Origin of the sequence: Cupriavidus basilensis (assembly GCF_000876015.1) — a bacterium.
GTDB lineage: Bacteria > Pseudomonadota > Gammaproteobacteria > Burkholderiales > Burkholderiaceae > Cupriavidus > Cupriavidus basilensis_B.
In genome coordinates, this window is the sequence record NZ_BBQM01000015.1 from 485088 (window position 1) to 507407 (window position 22320).

The 22320-nt window shown below is 65.7% G+C and carries 18 protein-coding genes; 6 read left to right on the plus strand and 12 right to left on the minus strand.

Annotated features, from left to right (window positions below; genetic code table 11):
• Positions 1-45: 45 nt before the first annotated feature.
• The 3 genes from KF708C_RS16100 to KF708C_RS16110 all read right to left on the minus strand — a co-directional run bounded on the left by KF708C_RS16100 (position 46) and on the right by KF708C_RS16110 (position 3013).
• Positions 46-396: a cupin domain-containing protein gene (locus KF708C_RS16100; protein ID WP_020203723.1), complete on the minus strand. Its 351-nt coding sequence runs from the start codon at positions 394-396 to the stop codon at positions 46-48.
• Between the two features lie 174 nt (positions 397-570).
• On the minus strand, positions 571-1272 hold the full coding sequence (locus tag KF708C_RS16105; protein WP_020203724.1) for an HAD-IA family hydrolase: 702 nt from the start codon (positions 1270-1272) through the stop codon (positions 571-573).
• A 121-nt stretch (positions 1273-1393) separates the two neighbouring features.
• Positions 1394-3013: an ABC transporter substrate-binding protein gene (locus tag KF708C_RS16110; RefSeq protein WP_059412575.1), complete on the minus strand. Its 1620-nt coding sequence runs from the start codon at positions 3011-3013 to the stop codon at positions 1394-1396.
• 207 nt (positions 3014-3220) lie between these two features.
• Between KF708C_RS16110 and KF708C_RS16115 the strand changes: the two genes are divergently transcribed.
• Positions 3221-4225: a LysR family transcriptional regulator gene (locus KF708C_RS16115; protein ID WP_059412576.1), complete on the plus strand. Its 1005-nt coding sequence runs from the start codon at positions 3221-3223 to the stop codon at positions 4223-4225.
• 450 nt (positions 4226-4675) lie between these two features.
• On the opposite strand, the gene KF708C_RS16120 is transcribed toward KF708C_RS16115, so the two are convergent.
• A complete protein-coding gene (locus KF708C_RS16120; protein ID WP_020203727.1) occupies positions 4676-5587 on the minus strand; it encodes a LysR substrate-binding domain-containing protein in 912 nt (303 codons plus the stop codon).
• A 107-nt stretch (positions 5588-5694) separates the two neighbouring features.
• On the opposite strand from KF708C_RS16120, the gene KF708C_RS16125 reads away from it, so the two are divergent.
• The 3 genes from KF708C_RS16125 (at position 5695) to KF708C_RS34595 (ending at position 7720) form a co-directional block, all read left to right on the plus strand.
• The gene (locus KF708C_RS16125) at positions 5695-6567 is read left to right on the plus strand and encodes a pirin family protein (protein ID WP_020203728.1); all 873 of its coding nucleotides are present in this window, start codon (positions 5695-5697) and stop codon (positions 6565-6567) included.
• A 141-nt stretch (positions 6568-6708) separates the two neighbouring features.
• On the plus strand, positions 6709-7350 hold the full coding sequence (locus KF708C_RS16130) for a hydrolase (RefSeq protein WP_059412577.1): 642 nt from the start codon (positions 6709-6711) through the stop codon (positions 7348-7350).
• A 73-nt stretch (positions 7351-7423) separates the two neighbouring features.
• The gene (locus KF708C_RS34595) at positions 7424-7720 is read left to right on the plus strand and encodes a putative quinol monooxygenase (RefSeq protein ID WP_082079589.1); all 297 of its coding nucleotides are present in this window, start codon (positions 7424-7426) and stop codon (positions 7718-7720) included.
• 295 nt (positions 7721-8015) lie between these two features.
• Here the strand turns inward: KF708C_RS34595 and KF708C_RS16135 are convergent, their stop codons facing one another.
• The 6 genes from KF708C_RS16135 to KF708C_RS16160 form a co-directional block, all read right to left on the minus strand.
• A complete protein-coding gene (locus tag KF708C_RS16135) occupies positions 8016-8696 on the minus strand; it encodes a helix-turn-helix transcriptional regulator (protein ID WP_059412578.1) in 681 nt (226 codons plus the stop codon).
• A gap of 269 nt (positions 8697-8965) precedes the next feature.
• Positions 8966-9370, minus strand: coding sequence for a helix-turn-helix transcriptional regulator (locus KF708C_RS34605; protein ID WP_082079590.1), 405 nt, complete (start codon positions 9368-9370; stop codon positions 8966-8968).
• A complete protein-coding gene (locus KF708C_RS16145; RefSeq protein WP_197090365.1) occupies positions 9370-9915 on the minus strand; it encodes an invasion associated locus B family protein in 546 nt (181 codons plus the stop codon). Before KF708C_RS16145 ends, KF708C_RS34605 begins: the two co-directional genes overlap by 1 nt.
• A gap of 51 nt (positions 9916-9966) precedes the next feature.
• On the minus strand, positions 9967-13956 hold the full coding sequence (locus tag KF708C_RS16150; protein WP_059412581.1) for an autotransporter-associated beta strand repeat-containing protein: 3990 nt from the start codon (positions 13954-13956) through the stop codon (positions 9967-9969).
• Between the two features lie 95 nt (positions 13957-14051).
• Complete coding sequence (locus KF708C_RS16155) at positions 14052-15134, minus strand: hypothetical protein (protein WP_059412582.1); 1083 nt, start codon at positions 15132-15134, stop codon at positions 14052-14054.
• A gap of 34 nt (positions 15135-15168) precedes the next feature.
• Entirely contained in the window at positions 15169-16842 is a 1674-nt protein-coding gene (locus KF708C_RS16160; protein ID WP_197090366.1) for a beta strand repeat-containing protein, read from the minus strand.
• Positions 16843-17167: 325 nt separating this feature from the next.
• Here KF708C_RS16160 and KF708C_RS35695 point away from each other — a divergent pair, with 325 nt between their 5' ends.
• Positions 17168-17371 carry a hypothetical protein gene (locus tag KF708C_RS35695; protein WP_156173843.1) on the plus strand — a complete coding sequence of 68 codons (204 nt, stop codon included), beginning with the start codon at positions 17168-17170 and terminating at the stop codon, positions 17369-17371.
• Between the two features lie 18 nt (positions 17372-17389).
• Here KF708C_RS35695 and KF708C_RS16165 read toward each other — a convergent pair whose 3' ends face one another.
• Together KF708C_RS16165 and KF708C_RS16170 are read right to left on the minus strand one after the other, a co-directional pair.
• Positions 17390-18781: a GntT/GntP/DsdX family permease gene (locus KF708C_RS16165; protein WP_059412584.1), complete on the minus strand. Its 1392-nt coding sequence runs from the start codon at positions 18779-18781 to the stop codon at positions 17390-17392.
• A complete protein-coding gene (locus KF708C_RS16170) occupies positions 18778-19899 on the minus strand; it encodes an isocitrate/isopropylmalate dehydrogenase family protein (RefSeq protein ID WP_059412585.1) in 1122 nt (373 codons plus the stop codon). The genes KF708C_RS16165 and KF708C_RS16170 overlap by 4 nt, the downstream gene beginning before the upstream one ends.
• 418 nt (positions 19900-20317) lie before the next feature.
• Between KF708C_RS16170 and KF708C_RS16175 the strand changes: the two genes are divergently transcribed.
• Positions 20318-22177 carry a sigma 54-interacting transcriptional regulator gene (locus KF708C_RS16175; RefSeq protein WP_059412586.1) on the plus strand — a complete coding sequence of 620 codons (1860 nt, stop codon included), beginning with the start codon at positions 20318-20320 and terminating at the stop codon, positions 22175-22177.
• Positions 22178-22320 lie beyond the last annotated feature (143 nt).

Consider the following 22320-nt stretch of genomic DNA (forward strand, 5'->3'; position numbering starts at 1 on the left):
CTGCGGGACCGGGCCTGGCCGCGGTCCGCATCCTTGGCTGGCGCCTTACTTCAGGATTACAAACACCTTGCGCAGCGGCTCATGGATTTCCCACTTGCCGGTCGTGTTGGCGGGAAAGAACAGCGTGTCGCCCGCCTTGATGCGCAACGGCTCGCCGCCGCTTGGCGTGAACACGCAGGAGCCGGCCAGGATATGCATGACCTCGGCCTCCGGCACCTGCCGTTCATAGGAGCCGGGCGTGCATTCCCACAGGCCGGTCCGGTTGTCGCCCGCGCCTTCCAGGGCGACCCGCAGGCTGCTGGTGCGGCACGGAGGCTGGCTCAGCGGTCGTCCGACCGGGCCGTCGTCGACCAGGTCGTTGCAGTGCACGGAGTTCGGGATGATGGTGATGGGCATGATGAGGCAAGCGCTGAGGCCGCCCGTCTTGACGGCGCGGCCGGGGAGTTGAGAGGACCAGGAAGCTGTTTCGGCATGAAGCGAAGCGGTCCTGGCCAGCCGCGCGGTCGCGGACAGCGCAAGGGGTACTTGCCGTGCCGCGCTACGGCGCCAGGATCTTCCTGAAGCGATTTCCTAGGCGTTGGCCTCGACGGCATCGGCCAGTTGCGATAGCGAATGAAAGTGGTAGTCGGGCGTGGTGATCTGCGGCACTTCCATGGTGCCGCCGAATCCCGGCTGCGCATGGCGCCGTTCGATCCAGCAGGTCTTCAGGCCGAGTTGCCGCGCCACGCCGATGTCGTGGTACTGGCTCTGCGCGACATGCAGATTGTCGGCTTGCTTGAGGCCCCAGATCGCGTCATAGCGGCCGCGTGCATAGGCGAAGTACTGAGGGTCGGGCTTCTCGGACAGGGCGTCATCGCAGGTGTTGCTGTCGTCGAACGGGAAGTCGAGCGCCTTCTCGAAGTGCGTCAGCGCCCAGCGCTGCGCATTGGTCATGGCCACCAGCTTGAAATGCTTGCGCAGCCGCTTCAGGGCCTGCACCGAGTCGGGAAACGGCTTCCAGTTCACGACCGAGTCGCGCAGCCCGCGCGCCAGCTCGTCGGAGTCGGGAAAGCCGAGGTCGGCCGCCATCAGGTGCCAGCAGCGCTCCAGGTCGTCCGGATACCACATCGTCTTGTCGCCGGCGCGCGCGCGCCGGTAAGCCGCGAGGAATGCTTCGTCGGTGATCGGGCTGCCGGGCACGGCGCTATGGAAATAGTCGAGCATGCCGCCTTCGAAATCGATCAGCGTGCCAACCACGTCGAACGTCAGTACCTTGAAATCACGTAGTGCCATGAGGTGCCTCTCTATGGAAAAAGGAGCTTAAAAAGAAAAAGCGGATACAGGGGTCCCTGGCCGCACTTGCATGCGGCCGCGGTATGGAAAAACAGGGGGCAGGCGGGCTGCGGGCGCTAGCTCACCCTTCGAGCCAGACGTTCTCGGCGAAGGCGTAGCCCATCATGCCGCCCAGCGGGATCGGCGACAGGCCGTTGAGCTTCTTGCTGTGGCCATCGATCGTGGCAAGGAACAGCGGAATGCCGATGCCCGAATCCTTGTGGATCATCGTCTGCATGTCGGCGTACATCTGCTTGCGCCTGGCGAGGTCCGTCTCGGCGCGCGCGGCGGTCAGCAGCGAGTCGAACTTCGGGTCCTTCCAGCGCGACTCGTTCCAGGTTGCGTCCGACTTGAAGAACTGCGTAAGGAGAGTGTCGGCGTTCGGGCGCGGCACGATGGAGCCGAAGCCCACCGGGCTGCTGAGCCAGTGATTGGACCAGTAGCCGTCCGCCGGCATGCGCTTGACGTCGAGATTGACCCCCGCCTGGCGCGCGGACTGCTGCAGCACCTGCGCGATATCGACGGAGTACATGGCCGCCGGCGATGCCACTACCGGAATGCTCGCACTGCCAAGGTTCGCCTTCTTCAGGTAGAACTTCGCCTTTTCGGGATCGAACTGCCGTTGCGGCAGGCCGTCGAAATAGAAGCGGTTGGTCGGGTCGATCGGCTGGTCATTGCCGGTCAGCGCATAGCCGAGCGCGATCGACTTCTTCATCAGCTCGCGGTCTTGCAGCAGCTTCATGCCCATCACGAAGTCCGGGTTGGTGCCCGGACCGACGTCGCGGCGCACGATCAGGTCGGTGTACTGGCCCGACTGCGTGACGAACACGGTATGTGCCGGCGACCCCTTGACGCGCGCGACCGAGCGCGGGTTGATCGTCGTGACCAGGTCCAGGTCGCCCGACAGCAGCGCGTTGACGCGCGCGCCCTCGTCGCCGATGCCGACGAACTCGATCTCGTCCAGGTACGGTTTGCCGGACTTCCAGTAGCTTTCGTTGCGCACCACCACCGAGCGGATGCCGGGCCTGAACTCCTTGAGCTTGAACGGGCCCGTGCCGATCCCGGTATTGAAGTCGGTGGTGCCGCTCTTCACGATATGGAAATGGAACGTGCCGAGGATCACCGGCAGGTCGGCGTTCGGGGCGGACAATACCACCGTCACCTCGCTCGGGCCGGTGGCGGTCACGGTCTCGATCTGGTCGGCCAGCGCCTTGGCCTTGGACGCCGTGGCGGGGTCCTTGTGGCGCATCAGCGAGAACACCACGTCGGCGGGCGCGAGCGGCTTGCCGTCATGGAAGGTGACGCCCTTGCGCAAGGCAAACACCCAGGTCTTCGCATCCTTCGTCGAGAACGACTCCGCCAGCGCCGGCTGCGGCGTCAGCGTCGCATCCAGCCAGGTCAGGCCGTTGTAGAGCATATTGCAGCGGCAATAGTCGACCTTGTTCGACTGGCGCGCGGGATCGAGCGTATCGGAGGCGCCGGCATTGTCCCCGGCCACGCGAATCCGCCCGCCGCGGCGCGGCGTCTGCGCATGCGCCGAAACCGCCGCACCCGCCAGGCTGCCAGCCAGCGCCGCCTGCATGCCGCCGGCCGCGAACATGGCGAGGACGTCGCGGCGCGTGAAACCCCGGCGCATCGCATCCATGATGCGCGTGCTTTCCGCGGGTCCGATCAGGTCTTCAAGCGTTTTTCGGTCATTCATGGCAGGTGGGCTCCTGGGGGGTCGAAGGGCGAGTCGCGTTATGACAAGACGGTGTCAATGTAATAGGATCCGTGGCAGGGCAGATTCTGTCATGTCGTGTGCAGGGAGTCCGCTTGCTGCATAATTCCTTGTTCGATGGGAGAGTTTAGGGACAGCCGCTGGCTCCGGGCAACTTCCCAATTGTTGGGTCAAATATAATCTGAAGTTATGGCCAATTTCCGCCGCAAACTGCCGAGCGCCAATGCGCTGTTCGTTTTCGAGGCGGCTGGCCGCTGCGGCAGCCTGACCAAGGCGGCGGCCGAGCTTTACGTCAGCCAGCCCGCGGTCAGCCGCATGATGGCGCGCATGGAAGAGCGCATGGGCGTGCCCTTGTACAAGCGGGTCCGGGGCGGCATCGAACTGACCGACGATGGCCGCCTGCTGCACAGAGCCATTACCGAGGGCTTCAATGGCATCGAAGCCTCGATCAGCGAAATCGAGGCGCGGGCCACGGGCATGGAGACCATCACGCTGTCGGTGTCGACCGCCTTCACGACGCACTGGATGATGCCGCGCATGGAAAAGCTGCGGCGGGACTTTCCCGGCGTCGACCTGCGCTTTCAGCTGATTTCAGGCAAGGTGGGAGGGCCGATGCATGACGTGGATCTGGGCGTGCGCTTCTTTACCGCTGGCGAGACCCCGCAGAACGGCGCGCTGCTGATGCCGGAAATCATTCTTCCGATCAGCACCCCGGCCTACCGCGACGATTCCACGCACGGCAGCGACATCATCATCAACCTGACCGACAGCTTTCGCGACTGGCCGAACCTGTTCCCCGGCCTGCGGAAACGCGATCTCGACCTGTACAGCCTGAACTTCTCCGACTATTCGATCGTGATCCAGACCGCAATGCTGGGCCAGGGCATCGCGCCAGGATGGCTCAACGTGGTCTCGCACTGGATGCGGCTGGGAACCCTGGTACCGGCCATCCGCCAGGCCCATGTCACGGAGCGGCACTGCTACCTGGTGCAGCAGGCCACGGCCACGCCGCGTCCGACCGTAGCCAGGCTGCGGGACTGGATCGTCGAGGAGACCTTCCAGGACATCGCGGAGATCGATCGGATGTATCCGGAGATGGAATTGCTGACGTTGGCCAGGGGAGGGCACAGGCGCGGCCGCGGCGTGGTGAGCGAATTGCCAGTGGATCAGGGGAAATCGGTGGGGGGCGTCTGAAAGGGTCATGTTCCCCTTCACAACTCGCCCGGCTGATCCGGTTGCCGAACCAACATTGTCGCCATTGCGAGGGCCATTGTGTCGACTCGCGTGTACGCGGCATTCCAGGGTCCCCGCAATCCTCGCCGGGTAAGGCTTTGGGCAACGCGGAATGAAAGTGTCACCGGAGAGAGCCGGTTCGAGCGGCTTTCAATTCCTTTCCGTTGGCGCGCCCGATCGGGCGGCCGCCTGTGTCCTGTCACTGCTGCGCGCCGCGCAGTGGCAACGTCTCCGTGCGGCCAGTTGCAGCCGTTGCTCACGATGGCTCGGAGGGATGAATTCGCCCCAATAACTGGCGCTTGCGAAGTGTTCGATAAATGCCGTTTGCAGGGACCCAATACTTGTTGCTACCGTCAAGCCTGCTTTCGTCGCAAGCAAGACAGGCTCGCTCCTTGCGCGGAATCATGCACCTTACACAACGGCCCGGCGGCGCGCTTCGTCGCATTCGGCCGCCAGGAATTCGAGCAGCGTCCGGATGGAGGGCAGCAGCCCTCGCCGGGAAGGAAACACGGCATGGACGATGCCGGCCGGTGGCCGCCAGTCGGGCAGAATGTGGACGAGCTGTCCCGCTTCGACCTGTCGCCACACCATCATCGTCGGCAGCGCAACAACCCCTACGCCGGCGATGGCCGCATCGCGCAGGGCCGCCATGTCATCGCTGACCAGACGTGGCACATGAGTGACGTTTGCCGTCTGACCGTCGGCGTGTTCAAGTTGCCATTGATAGTCCCGCCGCGGCGGCCCGAGGGTCATGCTGGGCGAATGGTGCAAGTCGGCGGGCGAGGTGATGGCGCGTACCGCCTGCAGCGCGGGACTGGCTACCAGACATTGCGTACTGGTGTCGAGCCTGCGCATGACCAGCTCGGACGGCTCGAGCGGCGGGAAGCGCACGCGGATGGCGATGTCGAACCCTTCGGCGATCACATCGACGCGCCGGTTCGTGCTTTCAAGATAGATTTGCACGGCCGGGTAAGCGGTAAGGAAGCGCGCGAATAACTCGCCGAACTGGAAGTTGATCAGCGCCACAGGACAACTTACGCGGATGATGCCGCGCGGGTCGGCCTTTACCTGCGCGATTACCTGATCGGCCGCTTCGGCCTCCACCAGCATGGCGACACAACGATCGTAGTATTCGCGGCCAATCTCCGTCACCGAAAACCGGCGCGAGGAGCGGTTGAGCAGGCGCACGCCCAGCCTTTCTTCCAACTGCAGAATGCGCCGACTAAGCTTGGATTTCTGCATGCCCGTGGCGCGAGCCGCAGCGGCAAAGCCGCCGTGGTCGACCACCTGCACGAAGTGATAGAGGTCGTTGAGGTCTTGCATCGTCCCATTATTAGGACGGAGCGTAGGAAATTGCAATCTTCCTGATCGATCGTTGCGCTGCTATTTTCAATGGCAGGAAGCGGTAATTACTACTGCAGTCACGGGAAATGATCATGAGCAAGGCAATTCTTGGCCGTTACGGCAACAATCGCGGCCACTGGGTGGGCGACGGTTTTCCGGTCCGCTCAGTGTTTTCGTACAACGATCTCGGCCAGCACATCAGTCCGTTCCTGCTCCTCGACTACGCGGGGCCGCACTACTTCGAGCCGACGACGAAGCGTCGTGGTGTGGGTCAGCATCCGCATCGCGGGTTCGAGACGGTAACCATCGTCTATGACGGGCAGGTAGAACACAAGGATTCCGCCGGCAATGGCGGGGTCATCGGCCCTGGCGACGTTCAGTGGATGACTGCCGGCGCCGGCATCTTGCATGAAGAGTATCACTCACCGGCGTTCGCCAAGACTGGCGGCCCGTTCCGCATGATCCAGCTCTGGGTGAACCTGCCGGCCAAGGACAAGACGACGCCTGGCGGCTATCAGGGCATCGTCTCGGCCGACATTCCCGTCGTCGATCTGCCCAACGGTAGCGGCAAGGGGCGAGTGATCGCCGGCGAACTGCTCGGCGCGAAGGGTCCAGCCAAGACGTTTACGCCCATCAACATGTGGGATCTGCGCCTGTCCGGCAATAACGATCTGACGATCGCACTTCCCGAGCGCCACACGGCCATGCTGGTGGTGCTGGCCGGACACGTCACCCTCAACGGCAGCCAGGAGGCTCGTGAGGCGGAAATGGTGTTGCTGAGCCGCGAGGGTAGCAACGTGGCCATTCATGCCGATGGCGACGCGATGGTGCTGGTACTGACTGGCGAGCCGATCGACGAGCCGATAGCAGGTCATGGGCCGTTCGTGATGAACACCAGCGCGGAACTCATCCAGGCGTTCGACGACTTCAAAAGCGGCCGCTTCGTTCAGGCCACTTGACGTTCATCCCGGTCTTGCAGGGCAAGACCGGCTTTTTTTCCAGAATAGGGACGGCCATCCTGCCCGCACCGCCCCTGCCTGCCCGGAGTTGCCTCCCGCGCCGGAACAATGGCGGGCACCTGTCAAAGAAAGGATGTAATCATGGCCAGCGAATCTATTCGTGACCCGAAGGCGGATCAACTGCTGACACCGCAAAACTCGACCTTCATCATCATCGACTATCAACCGGTGCAGGTGAACTCGATTGCCTCGATGGATCGGCAACTGATGCTGAACAATATCGTTGGCTGCGCTAAGGCAGCCATCGCTTACGGCCTGCCGATCGTGCATTCCACGGTCAACGTGCAAACCGGTCTCAACAAGTCGCCGGTATCCCATATCCGCAAGGTGTTGGGCGACTATCCGACCTACGATCGCACCAGCATCAACAGCTGGGAGGACGTGGAATTCCGGAAAGCGGTTCAGGAAACCGGCCGCAAAAAGCTCATCATGACTGCGCTCTGGACCGAGGCATGCCTGACGTTCCCGGCGCTGGACGCGCTGGCCGAGGGCTACGAGGTCTATGTGCCGGTGGATGCCGTGGGTGGCACATCCGTGGCCGCGCATGAAGCCGCACTGCGACGCATCGAGCAGGCCGGCGGCAAGCTCATTTCTACCGTGCAGCTGTTCTGCGAGCTGCAACGGGACTGGAAGCGCAGCGAGACCGTCCCCGCGTTCATGAACCTGTTCATCGAAACGGGCGGCACGCCGGGCATCCAGTTCTCGTACGACCGTAGCGAGTAAGTCGACGAAACAGGCGGCAACCGGCGGTCAGCGGCTTGCCGCCTTGAGCAACCATTTTCAGGAACGGGTAGTCATGCGCGAAATTCGTGGCGTGGCGATTCTCCATGCTAAGGAAGGACGGCAGGATGCATTGCGCGCCGATCTTGTGACAGTCACGGAGAAGCCGGAGACCGAGGAAGGCAATCCGGGCTATGAGCTTCCTGGCGACGCGAACGACAACCGGCGCTTTATGCTCGCTGAGCGTTGGCGCGACGCCGAGGCACAAGAGAGGCACCACAACAAGTCGATGCATATCACCCATTTTCATGCCAATGGCGAAGCCAACGTAGAGCGGCGCGAAGCAGTCCACTTCCGCAAACGTATTGCCTGACTACGCAGCAGGCGATCTTGCCAGCCGTCGGGCAGGCAGGCCGTCTCCGGGCCCACACCTTGAGCGTAGTAACCGTGGGTTTCGTGGAACCTGGACCCTTCACCGATTGCGGCGTCGATGCTATCGGCCTTTTGGTGTGCATTGAGCGGGTAGATATCAGCCTCGGCGGACATCGTGAAGACCGCTGGCGGATTGGGGATCTGCCCCAGGATCGATTGGCTGCCAATGACCACGAACTCGTACTCATTCGTGATTTCTGCTGCGGCTCGAATGATGTGCTCCAGGTCCTCCCGGTTCACGTGGCCCCTTCTTCGTTTCGGTCGCCCAGAATAACCTCGTTCTTTAGCGCCTGTATTTGGGCAAGCACATTGTGTCGGACATCTTCTGGCAGTACGGTTGGCAGTGGTGATGCCTGGCGAAGTTCCTGGGCACGCCTCGTCCGGCCAAGAACCTTGCGCCATGAGCGCCGGGTGAGAATTGTCTCCCACTCGTCCCAGAGGGATCGGGAGCGAGCGTCTTCCTTGGCGCGCCATTGCCGCAATGTATCCCGGGCGCGTTCGAGCAGCGCAGGATCTTCCTGAATCAGCCGGATTGCTTCTTTGTGAAGCGCCATGCTTTGAAGATCTTGTGCCTGATGCCGCTGGGAATCCGTGGTGACCAGCACCTGCACCAGGGGGCGCGCGCGTCTTGACGTCGCCGCCGCGGAGGTTGCCGGGGGCGGCTGGAAGGTATCACCAGCCAGCAGGGCCAGGTCACCAGCAACGCCGAGAGCCGACATGACCCGGAGGTACGTGCCGATTGTCGGCGCGGGATCTCCGGCCTCGACCGAGCCAAGTGTGGTCCTGGAAATGCCCACCCGCCGGGCCATTTCGACCGTGTTGATGCCCTGCGCCTTCCTGAGGCGCTTAAGGCGGTCGCCCAGCTGAAGCAACAACTGGCGTTCCAGGACAGAAGAAGTATCGGCGAATGCAGGCATATGTTCATTGTATTAGTCAAATATAAATTATTTGTCCAATATGCTGAACATTTTATGGCTGGTCTCCAGTACGGTGGGTCTGGATGTGGGGGCACCCCAACCGTCTCGCGCATGGCGCACTTCTGCGGGCCGGCAATTAGCGGTACCGGCCCCGCTCAGCCAGCCGAATCCCGCCGGCATTGCCCCAACTTCGGCACCGCAGCCACCCTGCCGCCCACGCTCAACCAGCCGCCACACCCCGGCCAAACTGACTCGGCGACACCCCCACCTCACGCCAGAAGGCCAGTGCTGAACGCACTGGCCGACGGATAGCCGATTGCCGCCGCGACGACCTTTAGCGGGGGCGCTTCGCGCTGAAGCATGGCCTTGATCAAGACCATGCGCCAGTCGATCAGGAATTGCATCGGCGGCACGCCGACCGTCCGCGCAAAGCGCTCGCTGAAGGTCGAGCGGGACAGGCCGGCCACGCGGGCCAATGCCTCGACCGACCACGGGCGGGCCGCTTCGCCGTGCAGTTGCTTCAGCGCGCGGGCAGGAGGCGGGGTCGCCGGCCCCACCAGGAGGCCGGGGCGGCTGCGTGGCCCCGGCGTGTGGTTCCCCGATGGCGTGTTCAATACGGTGACGGTCGAGCTATCCGGCCACACGCTGCGTTGAGCGGCGGCGCAGCGGCGCATCACTTCGCCAGTGCCACCGTCCTGTCGTAGGCGCTGCCGAACCCGTTCAGCGAGAGCGGGAACATCATGTCCCGGCCGCCATCGGCCCTGGCGTGGATCTTCAGCGCGGTGGCGTTGCGCAGCGAGGCCAGCATCCTGGGATCGATGGTCGATGACACCACGCATCCGGCCGGCACGCAGGTGCGGAACGGCAGCACCTGGCCTTTTGCTCCGTCGTCGATCTGCAGCGTGGCGCCGGCGGCGAGGTCCAGGCCGAAGGGCAGGATGAAGGTGGCCACGTTGCTGCCCGGCGCCGTGCGCAGCTCCATCGCCACCACGCGCTGGCCGGACTTGGCGTCTTTCTGCTCCTGCTGCATCGCGCACGCCTTGCGCGCCTGGCTGCCTTGCCCGGTGACCGCGCAGTTCACCAGCCAGTCGCCATAGGACTCGCGCAGCGAGCTCGCCCCGCCGGGCAGGGATGCATCGGCAGCCGCGGCGACCGAGCCGCCCAGGCTGGCGGTGGCCAGGGCCGCGACGGACCAACGCCGGAATATCGTGAGGACCACGTGCATCGCTCCTTGTGCTGGCGGCCGTCGGTGCGGACGGCCCACGCTTGCCTAGAACTTGACCTTCACGCCGATCTGCCCGCCCACGGCATGCCCGTCGCCGCTGACCACGCCCTGCACGCTGCCGTAGAACGAGGTGTCGCGGGTGATCTGCGCGTCGACGCCGAGGTCGAGCTTGGCGCCGGCGCCACGGGTGTCCGAGCGGAACGCCACGTAACCGTCGGCGGACGAGAACTGTGTTTCCGGCCTGCCGAGGAATTCGTTGACGACGCTCACGCGCGCCCACGCCATCGTCCTGCGCGGCGGCGTCTCGCGCGTGGCGCTCTGGTCCATGTCCCACGTGCGCGACACGCGCACGCCGAGCCGGCCCACCATGCTGCGTTCGTTGTTGAAGCGGATCGAGGCTGCCTGGTCGCGCGTGTCGCCGAGGAACACGGCCTGATAGGTCAGCTGCGCCTGCGGCTCCACCACCAGGCCATTGGCGAGCGGGACCGGGTAGCCGCCTTCGAGCGAGGCCGCCACGCCGTTGCCGCGCGCCCGCGTGGTGGCGGGCAGCCGGCCGGATGCCGTGGTGTCGTAGCGCGTGCCCTGCAGGACGCCGTCGACGTACCAGCCGCCCGGCCCGAAGTGCGTCCAGTAGCCGCCCAGCGTGACGCCGTCGATGCGGTCGGAGCCGGCCCGCGAGCCGTCGAAATGCATCACGTCGCTGTTGACCTGGCCGGTGGCGAAGTACAGCCCCGCGTTGTCCGCGCTGTTGTCGGGCCGGCGCTTCCGGTAGACGTCCATGCCCGCCTGCACGGCGAACATGCGGTAGTCGTAGTCGGGCCCGTTGCCACCGTAGATGCCCAGCCGGCCGCCGTCCTTGGAGCCGCCCAGGCCGATGAAGCGGCCCCAGCCGAGCGGGACCGGCGCGCGCCGGAGGTTGCGGGGATCGTCGGGCTGCGGCGCGACCTGTCCGCCCATGCGCTCGTGCAGCGTGTCGAGCAGGGCGTTGCCATAGGTCAGCGCGAGCGACGGGATGGCGGTATAGAGCGACGTTTCGGACCGGTAGTTGGGGGGCGCTGGCGGCGGGCCGCCGGTGCTCTGGCATTCCGGCGAGCCTGGCGCGGCCGCGCAGTCCAGGGTCGAGCGCAGGAACCAGCTGTCGGGCGAGGCGCCGCTGGCGCCGCCGCGGAACAGCGAATACTCATAGGGGCCGGCCAGCAGCCGCCCGCCCATCACGAAGGCAGCGGGCGCGGTGGTGGCGCCGTTGATGGCATCGACCAGCAGGATGCCGTCGCCGGTCGTCCTGGCGCCGGGGCCGCCGACGTTGGACACGACCATCGCCGTGCTGCCGCCCGCGACCGCGGCCGGCACCCGCACCGCGGCATTGGCGCCCACGCTCGCGGGCGTGGCCGCCGTTGCCGTGCCGCCGTCGATCACGAGCCGGTCGCTCGGCGAGTTGTCGGCGCCGAGATAGGTGTTGAGCGCAAGCAGGCCGCCGTTGCCCACGTAGTTGCCGACCACGCGCAGCGTGGTTCCCGGCGCGCCGCCCAGCCGCACCATGCCGCCGTTCGTGAGGCCGGCGATGGTCTGGCTGAAGCCGTTGAGATCGAGCGTGGTGCCCGCCGCCACGTCGAAGCGCGAGCCCGCGCTGAAGCTGCCCGTGGCGCCGGCGCGCAGCGTGCCGCTGGCCACCGTGGTGTCGCCGGTATAGGTGTTGTCGCCGGACAGCACGGTGACGCCGCTGCCGATCTGGTTCACCGCGCCCGAGCCCCAGATGTTGCCGCGGATGGTGGCGATGTCGGAGCGGTTGAACGCGAGCACGCTGTCGTTGATCACGTTGCCGGCGAGGTTGCCCGTGGTGCCGCCGTTGCCGACCTGCAGCGTGCCGGCGGAGACGATGGTGTTGCCGGTGTAGGTGTTGTCGGCGGTCAGGACCAGCGTGCCCGCGCCGGTCTTGGTGAGCGTGCCGGCGCCGCTTGCCGCGCTGGCCAGCGTCAGCGTCGTGCCGGCCAGCGATTCGAACGTGCCGCCTTGTTCGCCCAGCGTGGCGGCGCGCGCCGACGTGAAGGTCGCCGTCGTGCGCAGGGTGCCGCCATCGAGGCTCAGCGGCGTGCTCGCCGCGCCCAGGTTGTTGTCGGCGGCCACCTGCAGCACGCCGCCGCGGATGGCGGTGCCGCCGGTGTAGGTGTTCGCGCCGTTGAGCACGAGCGTGCCGATGTCGCTCTTGACCAGGGTGGTGGTGCCCGTCAGGACCGAGTCGATGGTGGCGACGAAGCTGGCGCTCGGCCCGGAGCCGTCGCCGACGCGGATGATGGATTCCCCGGGCGTGGCGGCGGAATCGACCAGCGTGATCGGGGCGCCCCGCACGACGTAGCCGTTGCTGGCGAACTGCATGCCGCTGGCCGTGACGGGCCCGAGGCTGCCGTCCACCGTGACTGTGCCCGGCGCCGCCATGAAGATGGCGAAGGCGCGGTCGGCGAAGGCTGCGTTGGGCACGGCCAGTTCGTTGGTCCAGTTGTTGTTGCCGGTCGCGTTCTGCCAGATGCCGTCGCCGCCGTCGATCAGGCTGTTGTCCTTGGGGCCCGCGGTGCCGTCCCAGTAGTTGAACAGCATGCCGGCGGTGTTGACGAGGTTGACCTGATGGTTGACCGTGGTCTGCACGAAGAAATCCGGCGAGGGGATGGTGCCGATGGCCAGGCCATTGTTGGCCAGCGTGCCCGCGTAGCTGATGACGCGGTAGATGCCCGGGTCGAAGCTGCCGCCTTCGGTGGTCTCCACGTTCAAGGTGCCGGCGAGCGTCAGGTTGCCCTGCACCACGGTCAGGTCGTTGAGGGGCCCGCCGATCACGTTGGCTTGCCCGAAGCCGTAGGTCAGGGCCGAGCCGCCGTTGAGGTTGAGGTTGCCGTTGATGGTCAGCGTGCCCGGGGCGATGCCGACCTGGCCGGGCGCGAGGGCGCCGCCGCTGGCGATGTCGACATTGCCGCCGATGATGCCCGAGCCGCCCAGCGTGCTGCCGGCGGCGGCCGTGGTCAGCCCGGTCGCGGCGGCCTGGTTGCCGTCGACGTAGAGCCCGCCGCTGAGGACGTTGGTCGGGCCGCTATAGCTGTTGGTGCCGAGCAGCACGGTCGCGCCGGTGCCGCGCTGGATGATGTTGCCGGTGCCCGAGATGTCGCCGACGATGGGCAGCACGTCGCTGTGCTCGACGGCGAGCGTGGCGTTGTTGACGATGTTGCCCACGATGCTGCCGGCGTTGCCGCCGTTGCCGAGCTGTAGCGTGCCCGCGCTGATCGTGGTGCCGCCGCTGTAGGTGCTGCCGCCGGTGAGGACGGTCGTGCCCGCGCCCTGCTGGACCACGGAACCGCTGCCGAGGATCCGCCCGCCGAAGGTCAGGTCGTTCGAGCGGTTGAAGATCAGCACGCCGTTGTTGTTGACGTCGCCGACGATGCTGCCGGTGGCGCCGCCGGCACCGGCGCCGGCCCCCAGTTGCAGCGCGCCGGCGCTGATGGTGGTGCCGCCCGTGTAGATGTTGGTGTTGGTCAGCACCGTGGTGCCGGCGCCAATCTGGTTGACCACGCCGCCGCCGGAGACGATACCGTCGAACGTCATGGTATCCGAGCGGTTGAAAGCGAGGGCGCCGTCGTTGGCCACGTTGCCGATGATGCTGCCGGTGGTGCCGCCGTTGCCCAACTGCAATGTGCCGGCGCTGATGGTGGTGCCGCCCGTGTAGATGTTGGTGTTGGTCAGCACCGTGGTGCCGGCGCCAATCTGGTTGACCACGCCGCCGCCGGAGACGATACCGTCGAACGTCATGGTATCCGAGCGGTTGAAAGCGAGGGCGCCGTCGTTGGCCACGTTGCCGACGATGCTGCCGGTAGTGCCGCCGTTGCCCAGCTGCAATGTGCCGGCGGTGATGGTGGTGCCGCCCGCGTAGGTGTTGTCGCTGGTCAGCACCGTGGTGCCGGCGCCGATCTGGCTGAGCGCGCCGCTGCCGGAGACGATGCCGCCGAAGGTCACGGTATCCGAGCGGTTGAAGGCCAGCGTGCCGTTGTTGGTCACGTTGCCGAGGATGCTGCCGGTGGTGCCGCCGTTGCCGAGTTGCAGCGTGCCGGCAGCGATAGTGGTGCCGGCGCTGTAGTTATTGCTGTTGCTGGTCAGGACCAGCGTGCCGGCGCCGGCCTTCTGCAGCGCGGCTGGGATCGAGGGATCTTCCTGATCGCGCCGTTGAGGGTCAGCGTGGTGCCGGCGGCGGTCTCGATGGTGCCGCTGCTGGGGCCGTTGCCGCTGCTGCCGAGGATGACCAGGCGGTTGGTGGCGAAGGTGCCGGTGGTGCGCAGCGTCGAGCCATTGACGATGGCCACGGCGCCCGTTGCCTGCCCCAGGTTCTCGTCCCGGGAGATCTGCAGCGCGCCGCCGAACACGCCGGTGCCGCTGGTGTAGCTGTTGGTTCCGTTGAGCACCAGCGTGCCGAGGTCTTCCTTGATCAGCGCCGCGGTGCCGGTGAGGTTGGCATCGATCGTCGCGGTCATCGACGCGCTGGCCGAGGTGCCGTCGCCGACGCGGATATAAGTGATGTTGCCCTCGGCGGGATTCTGCAGCGTAATCGGGTCGCCGTTCACCGTGTACCCGTCACTGGCAAACTGCATGCCCCGGCTGACGACCGCCCCCTGGTCGCTGTTGACCGTCACGGTGCCGGGCGTGGCCATGAAGATGGCGAACTCTCCGTTGGCCCACGGCGCGTTGATCGTGCCATCCGGGTTCGTCCAGTTGAAGGTCGAGGCCGGCCCGGCCACGCGCCAGGTGCCGGAGCCGCCATTGATGACGCCGTTGTTCTTGGGGCCGAGGTCGCCATCCCAGTAGTTGAGCGTCAGCCCGCTGGTGTTGATCAGGTTGACCTGCCCGGCGATGGAGGTCTGGACGCTGAAGTTCGTCAGCGGCGCGACGACGGTCGGCGTGTCCTGCGGCGTGGCCGGCGCCGTCATGTAGGAGCCGATCGTCAGGCCGTTGTTGGTCAGCGTGCCGCTGTAGTCGATGATGCGGTAGACGCCGGGGCCGAGGGTCTGGCCCTGGTCCACCACGTTGATGACGCCATCGAGCACGAGATTGCCGCCGACCACGGTCAGGTCGTTGCGCTGGCCGCCGGCGACGTTGGCCTGAACCATGTTGTAGAACAGGTTGGAGGTGGGGTTCAGGCTGAGGTTGCCGTTGATGGTCAGCGTGCCGGGGGTCTGCGGCACGGCGCCGGGCGCGAGGGTGGCCCGTCGGCGATGGTCACGCTGCCGCCGACGATGCCGTTGCCGGCGAGCCGCGTGCCGCTGGCCACGGTGGTGGCGCCGGTGGCCGCGCTCTGGTGCCGTCGACGTAGAGCCAGCCGCTGGAGACCGTGGTGGTGCCGGTGTAGGTGTTGTTGCCGGTGAGGGTGGTGACGCCGGTGCCGGCCTGTGCCACGGAGCCGGTGCCGGAGATGGTGCCGTCGAAGGTGATCGGGCCGGAGCGGTTGAAGACCAGCGCGCCGTCGTTGGCCACGTTGCCGACGATGCTGCCGGTGGTGCCGCCGTTGCCCAGTTGCAGCGTGCCGCCGCTGATGGTGGTGCCTCCGGCGTAGCTGTTGTCATTCGCGAGTACCAGCAGTCCCGCCCCCGCCTTGGTCAGTGCGCCGGCGCCGGTGATCGCCTGGCTGACGGTGCTGGACACGCCGGCATCGGCCTGGATGGTGCCGTTGTTGGCCGTCACGGTGATCGCGCGCGATGCCGACAGGTCGAAGCTGGAGGTGAGTTCCAGCGCGCCGCCGTCGAGCGTCACCGCGCCGGCGGCGGCGCCCAGCCGGTTGTCCGCGCCGATGGCGACGGTGCCGCCCTGGATCAGGGTGCCGGCCTGGTAGCTGTTGGCGCCCGAGAGCGTCAGCACGCCCGCGCCTGTTTTCGCCACTGAGCCGCTGCCGCCGATCACGCCGGCATAGGTGCCGTTGTCCGGCTGGACGAAGCGCACCAGGCCGTTGTCGGTCACGCTGGGCGGCAGGCTTTGCGCACGCGCCTCCAGAATGCCGGCTGCATCCACCAGTACCGAGCCGTTGAAATTGGTGTTGTCCCCGGACAGCGCCAGCGTGCCTTGCTGCACCAGCACGGACAGCGCCGTATTACCGCTGTTGCTGCCCACCGAGCCCTGCAGCGTCCACGTGCCGAGCCCCGTCTTGGTCAGCGTCTGGAAATTGCTGATATTGCCGCTCAGCGTGTCGCTCGATCCCGCCTCGCCCGTGAGCGTGAGGGTATTCGTGCCGCCGCCGCCATTGAACCCGCCAGTGACGACGGAGGAGGGGAACAGCGTGAGCACGTCGTTGCCGTTGGCGAACGACAATCCGCCGTAGACCACCGCGCCGGTCCGGTTGGTGAAGTGCACGTCGCCGTTGCGCTGGCTGCCGATGACGTTGGAGATGATGCTCTGGTCCGACCCGTTGCCCGTGCGGACGATGCCGTAGTTGTCGATGGTGTTCGCCGCGCCGATGACGGTGTCCTCGAACCAGATGGCGGCCGAGTTGATCGCGGAGATGGTGCCGTGGTTGATGACCGTATTGCCGGAGCCGATCAGGTTGACGGCCTCGGCATTCGTGCTCGTGCCGGTCGCGGTCACCGAGGCGCCATTGCCGACCGTGAGCACCCCGTTGGAGCGGAATTCGATGGTGTTCTTGCCTGCGCCCCATAGCCCTGTGCCGGTGCGGCCGGCACTGGTGATAAGGGCGTTGTCCTCCAGCGTGACGATGGCGCCGTCGCGCAGGCTCACCGCGCTGGCATCGCCCGCGATGAGCGAACCGTTCGCCGTGACCGTGACCGTCCGGTTATCCGGGCCCGCCGAGCCGTTGCCGATCGGCGTGGTCCCGAGGTTCGTCGTGCCGCTGCATGTGGTCAGGTTGCCGGCGGTCGTGCATGCCGCGAATACCGGAGGCGGCACGGCGGCGCCCACGGGCACGAGTATCAGTATCCGCACCCATGCCGCGATATGTCGTGGCGAGCAATGCATCCGCTGTCGTCCTGGCAATAGAGCGCCGCGAACGGGCCGCGGCGCGGGGAGGAAAGAACGACATGCGGTGGAAGCAAACGGGGGGAGACTACCGCACTTCTTTCCGGCGAAGTGGGCTAATCCCAGTTCGCAAAAGAACCGGGGAAAGCCCTTTTTTGCACGATGAGTCGAAAATCATTCTAGCAGGTAATTAACAAATTACTTGAATACGGCGAATTAGCCATATGGCGGCATTTAAATATGCCTGATGGGATGCATGAGCACGTTTCCGGTCCGTGGCCCGGCGTCATTCCGTTCGCTTTCCCGGCGCGCCTTGGCGGCCCGCGCGCCGAGCACCGTCAGCGCGGGTCGGCGCCAGGATCGCGCACGCCCGGTCCCGCCGGTAATCCGCACGCTTGCCTTCGTGGCCGGCGCGGCGGCGCCGCTGGTGATCGCCGCCGCGGTGCCTGGTCAGGCGTGACGGGCTCGTGCCGTCGATCTATCTCGCGACCACATCGACGATCATGACGCCGACCAGCGCGACGACCGATATCACGCAGTCGAGCAGCGTCCATACCTTGAACGTCTCTTTCACCGAGAAGCCCATGTACTCCTTGACGAGCCAGAAACCGGCGTCGTTGACGTGGGAGAAAAAGCGCGAGCCGGCGCCGATCGACAGCGCGATCAGCGCGGACTGCAGCGGCGTCGCGGCATGCGTGACCGGCGCGAGCAGGCCGACGGCGGTGACGATCGACACGGTCCCGGAGCCGACCGCGATCCGCACGAGCGCCGTGATCAGCCAGCCGAGCAGGTAGACCGGCAGGCCGAGCTGATCGATCAGGATGCCGAGCTGCTTCGACACGCCCGAGGCGACCAGCACGCCGCCGAATCCGCCGCCCGCGCCGACGATGAACACGATGCTCGCGATCGCCGGCAGGCCGCGGCCGGTGCTTTCGCTGATCTGACGGAAGTTCAGGCCGCCGCCGGCGCCGAGCGTGAAATGCGCCATCACGAGGCCGGCGAGCAGGGCGATCATCGGCTGGCCGACCGCGTCGCCGATCGCGCGCATGCCGCTGTGCTTGTCGAACATCAGATCGACGAGCGTCTTCACGATCATCAGCAGCACCGGCAGCAGGATCGTCGCGAGCGCCCAGCCGAAGCGCGGGCGGCGGGTCGCGGCCGACAGGCCGCCCATCGGCATCGAGGCCGGCACGAGATCGGCGGGCGGCTCGGGCGAGCGCATGTGCCGGTCCAGGAAATTGCCGAGCAGCGGGCCGCCGATGATCACCGTCGGAATCGCGATGACGAAGCCGAGCAGCAGCGTCGTGCCGAAATCCGCATGCAGCCCGGCGACCGCGGTGAGCGGACCCGGATGCGGCAGCAGAAAACCGTTGAGCAGCGAAATCGACGCCAGCGCGGGCACACCGAGGCGAATGGTCGACTGTCCTGACTGCTTCGCGATCAGCAGCACGATCGGCATGATCAGCACCACCGCGACCTCGAAGAAAAGCGGCAGGCTCAGCAGGAACGCGACCAGGCACAGCGCCCACGGCAACGCCGCGAGCGCCACGCGGCCGATGATGGTCTCGACGATGACGTGGGCGCCGCCGCTGTCCGCAAGCAGCTTGCCGAGCATCGCGCCCAACGCGATGAGAATGCCGGTCGACGACACCGTGCCGCCGAACGACTTCAGAAACACGTTGGTCGTCTCCGACGCGCCCATGCCCGCCATCAGGCCGACCGTCGCCGATCCGGCGATCAGCGCGATGAACGGATGCACTTTCAACAGGCTGATCAGCGCGATGACGACCGCGATGCCGACCACCACAGCGGCGATCAGCGAGGTCGCGGCCCATTGGCCCGATGCGTCCAGCGCGGCGCCGGGCATCATGATGCGCTGCCTGCGTGGCCAGAGCGGCTCAGGCGCCGCACGGCATCCGCAACCGCATCGCCGATCTCCTCGGTGCGCGCCTTGCCGCCGAGATCCGGCGTCACGAGGCCGCTCGCGGTCACTTCGCACACCGCGCGCTCGATCAGTTCGGCGCCCTGCGTGGCGAGTTCGTCGCCGTGGCGCGAACCGAGCCACTCGAGCATCATCTTCGCCGACAGGATGGTCGCGAGCGGATTGGCGACGCCCTTGCCGGCGATGGTCGGCGCGGAGCCGTGCGAAGGCTGGAACAGGCCGTGGCGGTCGCCGATGTCGCCCGACGGCGCCATGCCGAGGCCGCCGTTCAACGCGGCCGCGAGGTCGGAGAGGATGTCGCCGAACATGTTCTCCATCACCAGCACGTCATACGCCGACGGGTTCTGGATGATCGCGAGCGACAGCGCATCGATGAGCGCGTAGTTGCGCTCGATCGTCGGATACTCGCGCTCGGCGACTTCGGTGAAGACCTTGCGGAAGAACGCGAGCGAACGGAAGATGTTCGCCTTGTCGACGCAGGTAACGAGCGCCTTGCCGTCGCTGCGCTTCGCCGCGCGTTCCTGCGCGGTGCGGAACGCGAAGCGGCTCACGCGCTCGGTGCCGGCGCGGCTGATCAGCATCGTGTCGCCGACGACTTCATCGTGGATCTCCATGCCGCCGTCGAACGACGCGAACAGGCCTTCGGTGCTCTCGCGCACGATGACGAAATCGACGGGACCGCTGCTGCCCACCGTGGGCGTGACGCCCGGGTACAGCTTGATCGGACGCACGCCCGCGTAGAGGCCGAGGCCTTTGCGCAGGCGGATGATGATGCGGCCCTGCACCTCGGTGCCGTCGGGCATGCGCACTTCGGGCAAGCCCATCGCGCCGAGCAGAATCGCGTCGGCGGCCTTGACGGCTTCGAAGGTCGCGGCGGGCAGCGCTTCGCCGGTTCGCGTGTAGTGCTCCGCGCCCGCGTCGTACGGCGTCAGCGCCATCTTGAGGCCGGGCTGAACCGATTGCACGGCGTCGAGCACCTTGGTTGCCTCGTCGGTGATTTCGGGGCCGATTCCATCTCCACGAAGTACGGCAATCTGATAAGTCATGCTGTTTCTTTTCCTTTAACTGATGGCAGGTTGAATTTGCCTGTTGGGGCAAAAAGCGCGCGCGCACGAACCCAGCCGATCGCGTCTTGACGCGTCGATGCAGAGCGATTGCGATTCGAATTGGCGCTACGTGCGATAGAAGATCGCGCGAGGTATGGGACAGGGATGGCAATGCTTCACGAGGTCTCCAATATGCTTTTTATATTTCGTCGATTCCGCCTGTTCGGGCCGGGTTCGTCGATGGCTTCATGACAGCAAGAAATCTGCCAGGGGGCGATTTCACGGTGTGACGGGGGCTGCCGGCCCGCCGGCGTTGCAGCCGCCATCGCGTGGTGTTGCATTCGCGTTGCATAGCGTTGCATCGTGTTGCATACTGCGTCGCTGGCGCAGACCCCAAAAATAAACAAGGAGACCGGATGTGACCGCGAATATCGGCTTCATCGTGCCGAACGACGCAATGCATGAGGTCGCGAAGGATGCGCTCGCGGCGCATCGCGACATCCGCATTCGCGTCGGACTGATGACGGAAGCGGGGCCGATCGCGAATGATCTGATCGAAGAGGGCGCCGAGATCATCATTGCCCGGGCGGAAACCGCGCGCACGCTCAAGGATTCGAGAATCGCGGCGCCGATCGTCGACGTGCCCATCACTATTTCCGATCTGATTCGCGCGGTGGAAAGCATGAAGCCGCATGGGACGAAAATCGGTGTCGTCTGTTTCGCCTCGATGATTTACGACCTCGACTGGCTTGGCCAGTTGCTCGGCGTCGAATTGCGCAAATATCTGATCACGCACAGCGACGAGGCCGCGAATGCCGTGCGGGCCGCGCGCGACGACGGCAACGACGGCATCATCGGCGGCGGCGTCAGCGTCATGCGCGCGCTGGAAGCGAATATCGCCGCGAGCCTGATTCCGATGGGCAGGGAAGCGATTCTGCTGGCGGCACAGCAGGCCCGGCAGATTCAGTCCGCGATGGTTCAGGTGCGCGAGCGCAATATCCTGATCAATACGATCTTCGACAATGCGTACGAAGGCATCGTCACCACCGACGCCGAAGGCAATATCACCAGTTTCAATCTCGCCGCCGAAAAGCTCACCGGCATTCGCCGCGCGTCGGCGATCGGCGCGAAAATCGATCAGGTATGGCCCGCGCTGCAACTCGATGCCTCGATAAGAATCGATCAGCGCGAAGCCGATCAGATCATCGACATGAACGGCACGCGGCTCGTGTGCGGCAAGGCGCCCATCGTTTTCGACGACCGTCCCATCGGCGCGATCGCGACGTTTCAGGAAACCGCGCGGATCGAGAAAATGGAGGTGGCGATCCGCAAGAAGACTTACGCGCAAGGCCACGTTGCCCATTTCACGTTCGACCAGATCATCGGCGCGAGCGAAGCGATCACGGACGCCATCGAAGTTGCGAAGGATTATGCGAAGTCACCGTTCAGCGTGCTGATTCTCGGAGAAACCGGCACCGGGAAGGAGGCATTCGCGCAGAGTATCCACAATGCATCGCGTCATGCCGACGGCCCGTTCGTCGCGATCAATTGCGCGGCGTTGCCGGCGCAGATTCTCGAAAGCGAGCTGTTTGGCTATGTCGGCGGCGCATTCACCGGCGCAAGCCGCGAAGGCAAGCCGGGATTGTTCGAAGTCGCGCATAACGGCACGGTGTTTCTCGATGAAATCGGCGAGATGGACTATGCGAATCAGGGCCGGCTGCTGCGTTTCCTGCAGGAAAAGACCATCCGCCGCCTGGGAAGCGAGCGCAACATTCCCGTCAACGTGCGGATCGTCGCCGCGACGAATCAGAATCTCGACGAACTGGTCGCGCAAAAGACCTTTCGCGAAGATCTTTTCTATCGCCTGAACGTGCTGTCGTTGACGCTGCCGCCCTTGCGCGAGCGGCGCGGCGATGTCGCGCGCTTCGTCGACGTTTTCCTCGCGCGCTACGCGAAGGAGCAGCAGCGCCAGTTGTCGATCGAAGCGGCCGCTATCCGCAGTCTCGAAGCGTTCGCATGGCCTGGCAACGTGCGGCAGCTCCAGAATGTCATCGCGCGTCTGGTAATCACGGCGAAACAGCAGCGCATCGGCCGCGCGGCGATCGAATCGATGATGAAGGCAGGTCGGCGCAATCCCGACGAGAGCCGCAAGGTCCGGCGCATCAAGGACGCGCTCGAGCGCAGCGGGGGCAAGTACGCGGATGCGGCCGCGCTGCTCGGCGTTGATCGGTCGACGCTGTGGCGGTGGCTGAAGAATTACCGCATTGAGGAAAAATAGGCGTCAGGCGGAGCTGGCACGCGCCGGCCTGCCAGCCCGCGCCGGCGTGCTGGCAGGCTGCGGCCGCTGGGGCGGCCGGGGCGTTTCCGGCGACCTCTGTTCGGGGCGGATGCGTTGTGGCTCAAATCTGGACTTTTCCACTG

What these genes read in the sequence shown, in the direction of transcription:
- KF708C_RS16100 (WP_020203723.1), bottom strand. Translation starts at nt 396, where the DNA reads ATGCCCATCACCATCATCCCGAACTCCGTGCACTGCAACGACCTGGTC.
- KF708C_RS16105 (WP_020203724.1), bottom strand. Translation starts at nt 1,272, where the DNA reads ATGGCACTACGTGATTTCAAGGTACTGACGTTCGACGTGGTTGGCACG.
- KF708C_RS16110 (WP_059412575.1), bottom strand. Translation starts at nt 3,013, where the DNA reads ATGAATGACCGAAAAACGCTTGAAGACCTGATCGGACCCGCGGAAAGC.
- KF708C_RS16115 (WP_059412576.1), top strand. Translation starts at nt 3,221, where the DNA reads ATGGCCAATTTCCGCCGCAAACTGCCGAGCGCCAATGCGCTGTTCGTT.
- KF708C_RS16120 (WP_020203727.1), bottom strand. Translation starts at nt 5,587, where the DNA reads ATGCAAGACCTCAACGACCTCTATCACTTCGTGCAGGTGGTCGACCAC.
- KF708C_RS16125 (WP_020203728.1), top strand. Translation starts at nt 5,695, where the DNA reads ATGATCATGAGCAAGGCAATTCTTGGCCGTTACGGCAACAATCGCGGC.
- KF708C_RS16130 (WP_059412577.1), top strand. Translation starts at nt 6,709, where the DNA reads ATGGCCAGCGAATCTATTCGTGACCCGAAGGCGGATCAACTGCTGACA.
- KF708C_RS34595 (WP_082079589.1), top strand. Translation starts at nt 7,424, where the DNA reads ATGCGCGAAATTCGTGGCGTGGCGATTCTCCATGCTAAGGAAGGACGG.
- KF708C_RS16135 (WP_059412578.1), bottom strand. Translation starts at nt 8,696, where the DNA reads ATGCCTGCATTCGCCGATACTTCTTCTGTCCTGGAACGCCAGTTGTTG.
- KF708C_RS34605 (WP_082079590.1), bottom strand. Translation starts at nt 9,370, where the DNA reads ATGCGCCGCTGCGCCGCCGCTCAACGCAGCGTGTGGCCGGATAGCTCG.
- KF708C_RS35695 (WP_156173843.1), top strand. Translation starts at nt 17,168, where the DNA reads ATGAGCACGTTTCCGGTCCGTGGCCCGGCGTCATTCCGTTCGCTTTCC.
- KF708C_RS16165 (WP_059412584.1), bottom strand. Translation starts at nt 18,781, where the DNA reads ATGATGCCCGGCGCCGCGCTGGACGCATCGGGCCAATGGGCCGCGACC.
- KF708C_RS16170 (WP_059412585.1), bottom strand. Translation starts at nt 19,899, where the DNA reads ATGACTTATCAGATTGCCGTACTTCGTGGAGATGGAATCGGCCCCGAA.